Source organism: Methylocella tundrae (assembly GCF_038024855.1).
GTDB classification, from domain to species: Bacteria; Pseudomonadota; Alphaproteobacteria; order Rhizobiales; family Beijerinckiaceae; genus Methylocapsa; species Methylocapsa tundrae.
On sequence record NZ_CP139089.1, the window covers coordinates 3,472,417 to 3,484,553 of the forward strand.

11 protein-coding genes and 1 riboswitch are annotated in these 12,137 nt (G+C 61.7%); of the genes, 7 read left to right on the forward strand and 4 right to left on the reverse strand.

Features of this window, described 5'->3' with window-relative positions; genetic code table 11:
- Positions 1-7 precede the first annotated feature (7 nt).
- Positions 8-2,473, forward strand: a complete 2,466-nt coding sequence (gyrB, locus tag SIN04_RS18245) for a DNA topoisomerase (ATP-hydrolyzing) subunit B (protein WP_341264121.1) — start codon at positions 8-10, stop codon at positions 2,471-2,473.
- Positions 2,474-2,561: 88 nt separating this feature from the next.
- A complete protein-coding gene (gene msrB, locus SIN04_RS18250) occupies positions 2,562-2,963 on the forward strand; it encodes a peptide-methionine (R)-S-oxide reductase MsrB (protein ID WP_134491520.1) in 402 nt (133 codons plus the stop codon).
- Positions 2,964-3,028: 65 nt separating this feature from the next.
- On the opposite strand, the gene SIN04_RS18255 is transcribed toward msrB, so the two are convergent.
- A complete protein-coding gene (locus SIN04_RS18255) occupies positions 3,029-3,244 on the reverse strand; it encodes a hypothetical protein (protein WP_134491522.1) in 216 nt (71 codons plus the stop codon).
- A gap of 293 nt (positions 3,245-3,537) precedes the next feature.
- Between SIN04_RS18255 and SIN04_RS18260 the strand changes: the two genes are divergently transcribed.
- Positions 3,538-4,236, forward strand: a complete 699-nt coding sequence (locus tag SIN04_RS18260; RefSeq protein ID WP_134491524.1) for an alpha/beta hydrolase — start codon at positions 3,538-3,540, stop codon at positions 4,234-4,236.
- On the opposite strand, the gene SIN04_RS18265 is transcribed toward SIN04_RS18260, so the two are convergent.
- Complete coding sequence (locus SIN04_RS18265) at positions 4,220-4,972, reverse strand: class I SAM-dependent methyltransferase (protein ID WP_134491526.1); 753 nt, start codon at positions 4,970-4,972, stop codon at positions 4,220-4,222. The two genes, SIN04_RS18260 and SIN04_RS18265, sit on opposite strands and share 17 nt — an antisense overlap.
- A 240-nt stretch (positions 4,973-5,212) precedes the next feature.
- Between SIN04_RS18265 and gloB the strand changes: the two genes are divergently transcribed.
- Entirely contained in the window at positions 5,213-5,983 is a 771-nt protein-coding gene (gloB, locus tag SIN04_RS18270; protein ID WP_134491528.1) for a hydroxyacylglutathione hydrolase, read from the forward strand.
- A gap of 5 nt (positions 5,984-5,988) precedes the next feature.
- Complete coding sequence (locus tag SIN04_RS18275) at positions 5,989-6,447, forward strand: cupin domain-containing protein (RefSeq protein ID WP_134491530.1); 459 nt, start codon at positions 5,989-5,991, stop codon at positions 6,445-6,447.
- Positions 6,448-6,543: 96 nt separating this feature from the next.
- On the opposite strand, the gene phaR is transcribed toward SIN04_RS18275, so the two are convergent.
- The gene (gene phaR, locus SIN04_RS18280; RefSeq protein ID WP_134491532.1) at positions 6,544-7,140 is read right to left on the reverse strand and encodes a polyhydroxyalkanoate synthesis repressor PhaR; all 597 of its coding nucleotides are present in this window, start codon (positions 7,138-7,140) and stop codon (positions 6,544-6,546) included.
- Between the two features lie 399 nt (positions 7,141-7,539).
- Here phaR and SIN04_RS18285 point away from each other — a divergent pair, with 399 nt between their 5' ends.
- Both SIN04_RS18285 and SIN04_RS18290 read left to right on the forward strand, forming a co-directional pair.
- A complete protein-coding gene (locus tag SIN04_RS18285; protein ID WP_134491534.1) occupies positions 7,540-8,712 on the forward strand; it encodes an acetyl-CoA C-acetyltransferase in 1,173 nt (390 codons plus the stop codon).
- 295 nt (positions 8,713-9,007) lie between these two features.
- Positions 9,008-9,733 carry a beta-ketoacyl-ACP reductase gene (locus tag SIN04_RS18290; RefSeq protein ID WP_134491536.1) on the forward strand — a complete coding sequence of 242 codons (726 nt, stop codon included), beginning with the start codon at positions 9,008-9,010 and terminating at the stop codon, positions 9,731-9,733.
- A 103-nt stretch (positions 9,734-9,836) separates the two neighbouring features.
- On the opposite strand, the gene thiC is transcribed toward SIN04_RS18290, so the two are convergent.
- Complete coding sequence (gene thiC, locus SIN04_RS18295; protein ID WP_341264122.1) at positions 9,837-11,669, reverse strand: phosphomethylpyrimidine synthase ThiC; 1,833 nt, start codon at positions 11,667-11,669, stop codon at positions 9,837-9,839.
- 73 nt (positions 11,670-11,742) lie between these two features.
- A riboswitch (TPP riboswitch) is annotated at positions 11,743-11,842 on the reverse strand.
- Between the last annotated feature and the right edge of the window lie 295 nt (positions 11,843-12,137).

The following is a 12,137-nucleotide window of genomic DNA, read 5'->3' on the forward strand; positions in this document are numbered from 1 at the left end:
AGATCAAATGGGTGAACCCGCCGCCGTGTCCAAGGTCTCCGTTCCTCCAGAGGCGGAAGCCTATTATGGCGCTGACTCGATCAAGGTTTTGCGCGGCCTCGACGCGGTGCGCAAGCGGCCGGGCATGTATATCGGCGACACCGACGACGGCTCCGGCCTGCATCACATGGTCTATGAGGTCGTCGACAACGCCATCGACGAGGCGCTCGCAGGACACGCGACGAGAGTCACGGTGACGCTCAACGCCGATGGCTCCGTGACCGTCACCGACGACGGGCGCGGCATTCCAACCGACATTCACAGCGAGGAAGGCGTCTCGGCGGCCGAGGTCATCATGACCCAGTTGCACGCCGGCGGAAAATTCGACCAGAACTCCTACAAGGTTTCCGGCGGTCTGCATGGCGTCGGCGTCTCCGTCGTCAATGCGCTTTCGACCTGGCTGAAGCTGCGCATCTGGCGCGACGGCAAGGAGCATCTGATCCGCTTTGAGCATGGCGACGCCGTGACGCCGCTTGAAGTCACCGGCCCCGCGCCCATCATCGACGGAAAGCCCAAACGCGGCACGGAAGTCACGTTTTTCGCCTCGCCCGCGACCTTCACCATGGTCGAGTATAATTTCGCGACGATCGAGCACAGGCTGCGCGAACTGGCTTTTCTGAATTCAGGCGTGCGCATCGAACTGACCGACGCCCGCGGCGCCGAGGTCAAGACGGAGGAGCTCTTTTACGAGGGCGGCCTCGAGGCTTTCGTGCGCTATCTCGATCGCGCCAAAAGCCCGCTCATCGCCAAGCCCATTCTGATCAAGGGCGAGCGTGAGAATATCGTCGTCGAGGTCGCCCTGTGGTGGAATGATTCCTACCACGAGAACGTGCTGCCTTTCACCAACAACATCCCGCAGCGCGACGGCGGCACCCATCTCGCGGGCCTGCGCTCCGGCCTCACCCGGCAGGTGACCGGCTATGCCGAGCGCTCCGGCCTGCTGAAGCGCGAAAAAGTCGATCTCACCGGCGACGATTGCCGCGAGGGCCTGACCTGCGTGCTGTCGGTCAAGGTTCCTGACCCCAAATTTTCCTCGCAGACCAAGGAGAAGCTGGTCTCGTCCGAGGTGCGGCCGGCGGTCGAGGGGCTTGTCAACGAGATGCTCGGCTCCTGGTTCGAGGAGCATCCGCAGGACGCCCGCACGGTGGTCGGCAAGGTCGTCGAGGCGGCGCAGGCGCGCGAGGCGGCGCGCAAGGCGCGCGAACTCACAAGGCGCAAGGGCGCGCTCGACGTCGCCAATCTGCCGGGCAAGCTCGCCGACTGTCAGGAGCGCGATCCTTCCAAGGCCGAGCTTTTTCTGGTCGAGGGCGATTCGGCCGGCGGCTCGGCCAAACAGGGCCGCAACCGTGAATATCAGGCTGTGCTCCCGCTGCGCGGCAAGATTCTCAATGTCGAGCGCGCCCGCTTCGACAAGATGCTGTCCAGTCAGGAAATCGGCACGCTGATCACGGCGCTCGGCACAGGCATCGGCCGCGACGACTTCAACGTCGACAAATTGCGCTACCACAAGATCATCATCATGACCGACGCGGATGTCGACGGCTCGCATATCCGCACGCTGTTGCTGACGTTCTTCTTCCGCCAGATGCGCGAATTGATCGAGCGCGGCCATCTTTATATTGCGCAGCCGCCGCTCTACAAGGTGAAGCGCGGCAGCTCCGAGCAATATCTGAAGGATGAACATGCGCGGGAAGATTATCTGATCGGCAATGGCCTTGATGGCGCTGTGCTGCGCCTTGCCGGCGGCGTCGAACGCGCTGGCGCTGACCTGCGCGGCATCCTTGAGGAGGCGCGGATCGTGCGCCAGATCCTCAATGCGATGCATTCGCGCTATGACCGTATGGTGGTCGAGCAGGCCGCCATCGCCGGGGCGCTGAAGCCGATCGGGCCGGATGATGAAGAGGCCGCCGAAGGTTTCGCCGCCTCCATCGCCGCGCGTCTCGACGAACTCGCCGACGATATGGAGCGCGGCTGGCAGGGCGCGGTCGCAAATGGCGGCTATGTCTTCAGCCGGCAGGTGCGCGGCGTCCGCCAGGCTGCGACCATTGACGCCGGATTGCTCGCCTCGAGCGAGGCGCGCCGCCTCAATGAACACGCGACGACATTGCACGACGTTTTTGCGCGACCGGCGACTTTTGTCCGGCGCGCCGATCAGACGCAGGTCTCCGGCTCGGGCGAACTTCTCGACGCCGTGATGGCGGCAGGCCAAAAGGGCATTTCCCAGATGCAGCGCTATAAAGGCCTCGGGGAAATGAACCCGGAGCAGCTCTGGGAGACGACGCTCGACCGCGAGGCGCGTTCTCTGCTGCAGGTCAAGATCAAGGAAGGCGATGACGCCGACGATATTTTCGTCAAGCTGATGGGCGATGTCGTCGAGCCGCGCCGCGAGTTCATTCAGGACAATGCGCTGAACGTCGCCAATCTCGACGTGTAGAGCCTGATCCTCCAGAGGCGCGGGCTTTTTAGGACAAGATCGCGCGCCTATATAACGGCGTGAACCAACGCCTTTTGGAGCGTCAATCATGCACACGACGACTTTCCCCGTGACGCATAGCGAAGCTGAGTGGCGCAAGATCTTGACGCCCGAGCAGTTTCATATCATGCGCGAGCATGGCACGGAGGCGCCGGGAAGCTGCGCCCTCAATCATGAAAAACGCGCCGGGACCTTTGTCTGCGCCGGATGCGAGCAAAAGCTCTTCGCCTCTAATGGCAAATTCGAGAGCGGCACCGGCTGGCCGAGTTTTAACGATCCGATCGAGGGGGCGGTCGAGACCTCAGAGGATCGCAACTACGGCATGCGCCGCGTGGAAGTGCATTGCAGCCGCTGCGGCAGCCACCTCGGACACGTCTTTCCCGACGGTCCGCCGCCGACCGGCCTTCGCTATTGCATCAACGGCGTCGCGATGAATTTTTTGCCGGAGTGATTCCTGCTGGCTTCCCCAACGCGCCTCGCGGCCAAATGCGGAGTTTGAGGCCCCTATTCCCGGCCTCAAGGAATATACACAGCCTCGATGACCTTGAGCTGCTCGCCCATGGGATCGGCCTCCATGCGCACGACCTCTGCCATCAGCTTGTCGCGAAATTTATAGGCGCGGCGCCAGCCGTCCTCGCTCGTCGGCGGCCAGGGCGTGAAGGTTTTCTTGTCGACCATCAAGGCTTCGCAGCGAAGCCGCGGTCCGGTGATGTTGCGGGCTATGATGTACATTTTGGGAGTCCTTGGCGCGAGTCCTTGCGGCATGGCCTGAAGGCGGCAGGCTTCATGCGTCGAAAAATGGCCTCGATCTCGAAAAAATCTTAATCTCGCCGCGTCTCCCGGTAAATGCGATTTTGCGCCGCTCCGCACGTATCGATTTAGCGCCGGGTCTGGTTCCGTTCGGAACGAAACGTCCTCACTGATAAGTTCGAGGATGGCGCCGCCCGAAAACAGGTTTCCACTTTCGGGCGTCATGCGCTAAGTGGCGGTATAGCCAAACCCCTCCCAATCAGCGGATGATCCTTATGGCGGCTTTGATCGACGGCCCGCGCCTGGCGGCGAAATCGCGTAAGACGAAACAGCTCGTCGTGTTCCTGCATGGCTATGGCGCCGACGGCACGGACCTGATCGCCATCGCCAAACAGTGGCAGCCCTTTATGCCTGATACGGCCTTCGTTTCGCCCAATGCGCCGGACCCTTGCGTGCAGGCTCCGGGCGGGCGCCAATGGTTTCCTTTGACGATGCGTGATCCCGAGGAGCGCTGGGTCGGCGTCAACAAGGCGGCGCCCGTGCTCAACGGCTTTCTCGATGCGGAACTGGAGCGTCATGGCCTCGATGATTCGAAGCTGGCTCTCGTCGGCTTCAGCCAGGGAACCATGCTCGCGCTCCATGTCGGGCTTCGTCGCGCCAAAGCGCCCGCGGGCGTCGTCGGCTATTCCGGCGCGCTCGTCGGGCCGGAGCATCTTGCGGAAGCAAGCGCCCGCAAGGGTGTAAGCAAGTCACCCGCGATTCTTCTGGTGCATGGCAGCGAGGACGATGTGATTTCGCCAGAAGCGCTGTTTCTTGGCGCCGAGGCGCTGGCGCAAGCCGAAATTCCGTGCCAATGGCATTTCTCGGCCGGGCTCGGACATGGCATTGACGCCGCCGGGCTCACGCACGGCGGCCTGTTCCTGGCGAACCGCTTCAATCTGAAGCTGCCTGACGGAGTCAAGGCTCGAACGTAGAAACCGGCGCGATGCCGACGGGCTCCGGCGCGGGCGCGAACTGCGGCCGGGAGTCCTGCGCGCGGCGCAGGCTCGGGATCGGACGATAGAGCTGCTTGGTCGCTTCGACGATCAGGACGCCGGCGCCGGGAAGGCCGAAAAACCCGCCGATGCGCTCGAACATAATCCCGGAGCGCAGCAGTGTGCGATGTTTGAACGGCGGCACATAAAGCGCTTCTGACCAATGCGTCGGCGAAAACAGCGTCTCACGCATCAGATCGCGTAATTGGCTGCGCGAGAATGGCTGGCCATGTCCGAAGGGCGTACTGTCAAGACGCGCCCAGAGCCCGGAGCGGCTTGGCGCAATGACGAGAATGCGCCCCCCCGGGGTCAGGATGCGCCAGAGCTCTGCGAGCAGATCGCGCGGATGTTCGGTGATCTCGAGCCCATGGATCAGGATCGCCCGGTCGATCGAGGAATCCGGCAAGGGCATCGTCGTCGTCTCGACCAGCGCGGAGGCCGAATAGCCGGAAGACGGCCAGTTGATCACTCCTTGCTGCGCCGGCATGAAAGCCAGCACGCGCACCGCTTCCTCGCGGAAGACGCCGAGATAGGGCGTCGCATAGCCAACGCCGAGAATCGAATAGCCGGTGCAATTGGAAAAGCGATGACGCACGATGCGTCCGATCAGCCGCCGCGCGACCTCACCGGCCGGCGAATCGTAGAAAGAGCGAAGATCGACGACGTCGAGCGACATCTGGGGCTGGCTTCATTTGGAGCTTTGGCGCGGCTTAAGATAAAGCCGATATGCGTATTAAGATTTTGCGTCGAAACAGAAAAAGGGAAAGCGCGATCGGCCCGATTTCGCGCGATTTGGATGTGGCGAACTTGTCCTGCGATCATCGGCCGTTAAGGTTCGAAAAGAAAGCCCGGCGGCGCGGGGTTTCACGCCGGGCGTCGGCGTGGCAAAATCAGGCGTCGAACAGGAAAGAAAACGATGGCGCCTCATATTTATCAGTTCATGTGCCTCAAGGACAATTTCGGAGTGCTCGTCCACGACCCCGAAACGCGGTCGACTGTTGCGATCGACGCGCCTGAGGCGGCGCCAATTCTCGCGGCGCTCGCTGCCCGCGAGTGGACGCTGACCGACATTCTGTTGACGCATCACCACGCCGACCATGTGCAGGGCGTCGGCGCCCTCAAAGCCGCCTTTCCGCGCGCGCGGGTCGCCGGCCCGCGCAAGGAGGCCGCGAAGATTGGCGGTCTCGATCAGGAAGTCGGCGAAGGCGACACCGTCAGGATCGGAGCCTTGGAGGGGCGTGTGATCGAGGTTCCGGGCCATACCAGCGGTCACGTCGCTTATTGGTTCGAGGAAGCCGACATCGTTTTTGTCGGCGACACTCTCTTTGCTATGGGCTGCGGGCGGGCATTCGAGGAGCCGCCGCAGGTGCTGTTTCATTCGCTGATGAAACTTGCCGCCCTGCCGGGAGAGACCGAGGTCTACTGCGGTCATGAATATACGCTGGCCAATGCGAAATTTGCGCTGGGCGTTGATTCCGCCAATGAGATTCTGCGAGAGCGCGCCGCGGAGGTCGCCGCTTTGCGCGCGGCGGGCAAATATACTCTGCCGACAACGATCGCGATCGAACTCGCCACCAACCCGTTTTTGCGGGCGGAAGAGCCCGAGGTTCAGGCGGCTGTCGGCATGCCCGACGCCGACCCGGCCGCGGTCTTCGCGGAATTGCGCGACCGCAAGAACCGCGCCTGAACGCGATGGCGGAAGATTCGATCGCCAGCGCGAGCGCGGAAGATGTCATTCGCCTGCTGGATTTGAGCCCGCATCCAGAAGGCGGCTTCTACCGCGAGACTTTTCGCGATCCTGCGACGAATGAGGCTGGCCGCGCCGCCTCCACGGCGATCTATTTTCTGCTTGCGGCGGGGCAGATCTCGCATTGGCATCGGGTCGATGCGGCCGAGAGCTGGCATTTTTACGCTGGCGCGCCGCTCGCGATCAGCGTTTCGCAAACGGGCGAGGATTTGAGCCGGCATCTGCTCGGCCCCGATCTCTTCAAAGGGGAGAGCCCGCAATTCATCGTTCCGGCGCATTGGTGGCAGAGCGCGACAAGTCTTGGGGCCTGGACGCTCGTTGGCTGCGGCGTCGCTCCGGGGTTTGAATTCGCGCATTTCGAAATTGCGCCGCCGGGGTGGGGGCCGCGCTCAGCAGCCCGCTAGAGCGCTTTCCGATCGAATGGAGACATTCGATCGATCAGAAATCGCTCCAGATTCAAAAGCTTGAGCAGCTTCCCTGAAATCACGCGCCGGCAAACCTCACTCTTTCGGCGTCATGCTCTCGATTCGTTTTTGCATTTCCTCGAGCTGACGCCTCATCTCGTCGATGTCGTTTTTCGTCGTGGCCTCCGGCTCCGCCTTGGGCGGGGTCGTCTCGGCGGGCGCAAGCGGCGCGACGAAGGGGCTGAACATGGCGAGCGCCTGATTGAACAACGCCATGTTCTTGCGGGCGGTTTCCTCGAGAGAGCCAAAGCTTGGCCCGATGCCCTGCGCGCCGAAGCCGCCGGCGACCTTGTCGCGGAACTTGCCTTGTTCGCTCGTCAATTTGTCGATCGAGAATTCGAGATAGCTTGGCACGAGCATCTGCATGCTGTCGCCATAGAAGCGGATGAGCTGGCGCAAAAAAGCGATCGGCAGGAGGCTCTGACCGCCTTTGCCTTCCTGTTCAAAAATAATCTGCGTCAAAACCGACCGCGTGATGTCCTCACTGCTTTTGGCGTCGAAGACGACGAAATCTTCGCCCTTTTTGACCATGCCGGCGAGGTCTTCGAGGGTCACATAGGCGCTCGTCCCGGTGTTATAGAGGCGCCGGTTCGCGTATTTCTTGATCGTGATCGGCTGCTTGTCATTCGCCATGGTCAGTCGCCCGCCTTCGGAAGTCGCTTTGGGAACCGTCTGCATCGCCGCGCCTCGATGATCATTCGATCTCGGTATGAATTTTATTCCACAAGCATCGATCCCAAATCAAAGCGTCCTGGTCAAGTCTCAATCCCCGCAACGGTATGTCTGACGCCGCTTTGCCGGCGTCTCCAACTTTGCCGCGGGCCGTCTCAACCTCTCCCCGCCAGCCAGAGAGGGTGTAGGATATTCCTATTATTTCAAAGCGAGAACTATTTTTCGAAGGCGATTTTTTCCTCCCTTTTTTTGCGAGCCCACTATAATCCGGTCCCGACGGCGCTCAGTTGTCGTGTTATCTTACCCGGCAAGAGCCAGGGAGCATGCGCCCCTCAACGGCCGGACCACGGAGGATGCCCAATGTCTGATATTGTTATCGTGAGCGCAGCGCGGACGGCTGTCGGCTCTTTCAACGGAGCCTTCGCCTCAGTTCCAGCGCATGAACTCGGCGCCGCCGTGATCAAAGGCGCGCTCGAACGCGCGAAGGTAGAGCCGGCCGAAGTCGATGAAGTGATTTTGGGTCAGGTGCTCACCGCGGGCCAGGGGCAGAATCCCGCGCGGCAGGCGGCGATGAAGGCGGGCGTTCCGCAGGAAAAGACCGCCTTCGGCCTTAATCAGGTTTGCGGCTCAGGGCTGCGCGCCGTGGCTCTCGGGATGCAGCAGATCGCCAGCGGCGACGCCACTATCATTGTCGCCGGCGGTCAGGAAAGCATGTCGCAGGCGCAGCACAGCGCCTATCTGCGCTCCGGCGTCAAAATGGGCGATCTTAAATTTGTCGATACGATGCTCAGCGAAGGCCTGACCGACGCCTTCAATCGCTATCACATGGGTCAGACGGCGGAAAACGTCGCCGCCAAATGGCAATTGACCCGCGACGAACAGGACCGTTTCGCCGTCGCATCGCAGAACAAGGCGGAGGCCGCGCAAAAGGCCGGCAAGTTCGACGAGGAAATCCTCGCCTTCACGATCAGCGGCAAGAAGGGAGACGTCATCGTCGACAAGGATGAATTCATCCGTCACGGCGCGACGCTCGACGCGCTCGCCAAGCTGCGCCCCGCCTTCACCAAGGAAGGCACCGTAACGGCGGGCAATGCATCGGGCATCAATGACGGCGCCGCCGCGGTCGTGCTGATGAGCGCTCATGAGGCCGCCCGGCGTGGGCTCGAGCCGCTGGCGCGCATCGTTTCCTGGGCGACCGCGGGCGTCGATCCGACAATCATGGGTACGGGACCTATTCCAGCCTCGCGCAAGGCGCTTGAAAAGGCCGGCTGGAAAATCCAGGATCTCGATCTGATTGAAGCCAATGAGGCCTTCGCGGCGCAGGCGCTCGCCGTCGCCAAGGACCTCGCCCTCGATCCGGCGCGCGTCAACGTCAATGGCGGCGCGATCGCGATCGGCCATCCGATCGGCGCTTCCGGCGCCCGGGTGCTGGTCACGCTGCTGCATGAATTGCGCCGTCGCGACGCCAAGAAGGGGCTGGCGACGCTGTGCATCGGCGGCGGCATGGGCATCGCGCTGACGATCGAGCGCTGATCGCACAACCGTCGGGATTACGCCGGCGGCCGCGGGGCAGGGCTAAAATCGGGGCGTTTGTCACTGCGCGCGAGGTGCGGAAAACGCCGCCAGAACGGGTCGATTGAAACCTGGTCGGATCAGTTTAAGGCGCTGCCCCGCCGGAGTGCGTTGCGCGCACTGGAGTGCGCTACATCAATGGGCCCGAACTGCTTTTGCGATAGGAATCAGTTCGCACATCGAAAACATCGAAAGCGCGTCTCGCCGGGTAAGGCGCGCTTCAACAAGGCTCAAGGCTGGAACTGGGGAGATGAAAATGGCGCGAGTGGCGGTAGTGAGCGGCGGCACGCGGGGAATCGGGGCCGCCGTCAGCAAGGCTTTGAAGGCGGCCGGCTATCAGGTCGCGGCAACCTACGCCGGAAACGATGCCGTCGCCGCCAAATTCAAGGCGGAGACAGGCATTCCTGTCTATAAATGGGACGTGTCCAACTACAAGGAATGTGCGGAGGGGCTGAAGAAAGTCGAAACGGACCTCGGCCCCATCGAGATCCTCGTCAACAATGCCGGAATCACGCGCGACACCCCGTTCCACAAAATGACGCCCGAGCAATGGTACGAGGTGATCAACACCAATCTGAACTCGCTCTTCAATATGACGCGTCCCGTCATCGAGGGCATGCGTGAACGCGGATTTGGCCGTATCGTCAATATTTCATCGATCAACGGCCAAAAAGGTCAGTTCGGTCAGACGAACTACTCCGCCGCAAAATCGGGCGATCTCGGCTTTACCAAGGCCCTCGCTCAGGAAAGCGCCGGCAAGGGGATCACGGTCAACGCCATCTGTCCTGGCTATATCGCGACGGATATGGTCAAGGCGGTGCCGAAAGAGGTTCTGGAAAAGTCGATCCTGTCGCAGATCCCGGTGCGCCGGCTCGGCGAACCGGAAGAAGTCGCAAGATGCGTCCTCTTTCTTGTCGCCGATGACGCCGGTTTCATCACCGGTTCGACGCTGACCGCCAATGGCGGCCAGTATATGATCTGAACGGCCGACTCTCGAGTCTGTCGCGCCCGGCGAAAGCCCGCAGGCTTGAGGGAGATGATTGGTCCCTCAAGCCTTTTACGATGTGGAGGCGCGTTGGCGGCGCTCAAACGTAGAGCTTGCCGCCGCCTTCGAGAAACTCGGCGCTCTTGCCGGCCATTCCTTTTTCGCGCTCCTCGATCGCCGCGACTTCGTCGCGAATATCCTGCGTGATCTTCATCGAGCAGAACTGCGGCCCGCACATCGAGCAGAAATGCGCTGTCTTATGCGCGTCCTTCGGCAGCGTCTCGTCATGGAACAGCCGCGCCGTTTCAGGGTCCAGCCCCAGGTTGAACTGATCCTGCCAGCGGAAATCAAAGCGCGCGCGCGACACCGCGTCATCGCGCAGCTGCGCGGCCGGATGGCCCTTGGCGAGATCGCCGGCATGGGCCGCGATGCGATAGGTGATGACGCCGGTCTTGACATCGTCGCGATCGGGCAGGCCGAGATGCTCCTTCGGGGTCACGTAACAGAGCATGGCGCAGCCGAACCAGCCGATCATGGCTGCGCCGATGCCGGAGGTAATATGATCATAGCCGGGCGCGATGTCCGTCGTCAGCGGCCCGAGCGTATAGAAGGGCGCCTCATGACATTCCTTGAGCTGCTTTTCCATATTGATCTTGATCTTGTGCATCGGCACATGGCCGGGGCCTTCGATCATCACCTGGCAGCCTTTCTCCCAGGCGATCTTGGTCAGTTCGCCGAGCGTCTCGAGTTCGGCGAACTGCGCCCTGTCGTTGGCGTCGGCGATTGAGCCCGGACGCAGCCCGTCGCCGAGCGAGAATGAGACGTCATAGGCGCGCATGACGTCGCAGATTTCGTCGAAGCGTTCGTAAAGGAAGCTCTCCTTGTGATGAGCAAGGCACCAGCGCGCCATGATCGAGCCGCCGCGCGAGACGATGCCGGTCGTGCGCCGCGCCGTCAGCGGAATGTAACCGAGCCGCACCCCGGCGTGGATGGTGAAATAATCGACGCCCTGCTCGGCCTGTTCGATCAGCGTGTCGCGGAAAATTTCGAAGGTGAGCTTGGTCGGATCGCCGTCGACTTTTTCGAGCGCCTGATAGATCGGAACAGTGCCGATCGGCACGGGCGAATTGCGCATGATCCAGTCGCGGATATTGTGGATGTTGCGCCCAGTCGAGAGGTCCATCACGGTGTCGGCGCCCCAGCGGATCGCCCACACCATTTTCTCAACCTCTTCCGCGACGGAGGAGGTCACCGCCGAATTGCCGATATTGGCGTTGACCTTCACGAGGAAATTGCGGCCGATGATCATCGGCTCGAGTTCGGAATGGTTGATGTTGGCCGGGATGATGGCGCGCCCGCGCGCGATTTCGTCGCGCACGAATTCGGGCGTTATGAAAGCGGGGATCGAAGCGCCGAAGCTTTCGCCGTCATTGAGCCGCGCCTCGGCGCCCTCCACCATATGTTCGCGGCCAAGGTTTTCCCGCGCCGCGACATAGATCATCTCCTCGGTGATGATCCCCGCGCGCGCAAATTCATATTGCGTGACGAGCGCGCCGTCGCGCGCCTTGCGCGGCGACGTATTGGCCGGGCAGGGCGGAACGAGCCGGTCGGGAGAGACGACGCCATTGTCCTCGGGGCGCACTTCGCGGCCTGAGTAGAACTCCAGTCCCTGCCGCTTGGCGATCCAGGGCTCGCGAATGCGGGGAAGGCCCGCCGACAGATTGATCTGCGGATCGTCTTCCGAATAGGGGCCCGAGGCGTCGTAGACGCGGACAGGCGGCTCCTTGGCGGAAGGGTCAAGCGCGATCTCACGCAGCGGCACGGCGATATCGGCGCGCCCCGCCGGCCGCGCATAGATTTTCCTGGAGCCCGGCAGCGGACCCGAGGTCACGGATTGCGGCGCGAGATTTTGTGGCTTGTCGTGAATATTCATCTATTCCTCCGCTCATTGTTTGACATTAGGGCAGGAGGCGGGTGCGGCGGGCATGGAGCGAATCGTGTCGATGCTTCAGCCGACTTGCCGGTCCCTGCGCTGGCATTATCCAGATTCAGGTTCTATGGGTGTGATCTCAGCCGCCGTCTCCAGCAGCACCCCAGGGCGAATGTTCAACGTAGCGCGCTATGCCGGATTGAGCAAGCGGGCGCGAGCTTTATGCGCGCCGCCGCATGGGGCAAACAGATCGGCCACGCCGCCCGTCTCCAGTGTTGCCGCTAAAGCACTGACTGTCTGAAAACAAAATCTCGGAGACTGAAGAGATGCGCAATGAATTGCGCCGATTCACAAAATATCACATCCTTCAATAATCAATAAAAATTGACCAAAGCTTGAAACGCGGCGGCGAAACGGATCATTCAAGTCAATTCCTGACCGGGGGCGCGGCTATGAATATTTTCCATCACG

Coding starts and splice junctions, on each gene's coding strand:
- SIN04_RS18265 (WP_134491526.1), bottom strand. CDS start 4,972: ATGTCGCTCGACGTCGTCGATCTTCGCTCTTTCTACGATTCGCCGGCC.
- SIN04_RS18260 (WP_134491524.1), top strand. CDS start 3,538: ATGGCGGCTTTGATCGACGGCCCGCGCCTGGCGGCGAAATCGCGTAAG.
- SIN04_RS18255 (WP_134491522.1), bottom strand. CDS start 3,244: ATGTACATCATAGCCCGCAACATCACCGGACCGCGGCTTCGCTGCGAA.
- SIN04_RS18275 (WP_134491530.1), top strand. CDS start 5,989: ATGGCGGAAGATTCGATCGCCAGCGCGAGCGCGGAAGATGTCATTCGC.
- msrB (WP_134491520.1), top strand. CDS start 2,562: ATGCACACGACGACTTTCCCCGTGACGCATAGCGAAGCTGAGTGGCGC.
- SIN04_RS18290 (WP_134491536.1), top strand. CDS start 9,008: ATGGCGCGAGTGGCGGTAGTGAGCGGCGGCACGCGGGGAATCGGGGCC.
- phaR (WP_134491532.1), bottom strand. CDS start 7,140: ATGGCGAATGACAAGCAGCCGATCACGATCAAGAAATACGCGAACCGG.
- thiC (WP_341264122.1), bottom strand. CDS start 11,669: ATGAATATTCACGACAAGCCACAAAATCTCGCGCCGCAATCCGTGACC.
- SIN04_RS18285 (WP_134491534.1), top strand. CDS start 7,540: ATGTCTGATATTGTTATCGTGAGCGCAGCGCGGACGGCTGTCGGCTCT.
- gyrB (WP_341264121.1), top strand. CDS start 8: ATGGGTGAACCCGCCGCCGTGTCCAAGGTCTCCGTTCCTCCAGAGGCG.
- gloB (WP_134491528.1), top strand. CDS start 5,213: ATGGCGCCTCATATTTATCAGTTCATGTGCCTCAAGGACAATTTCGGA.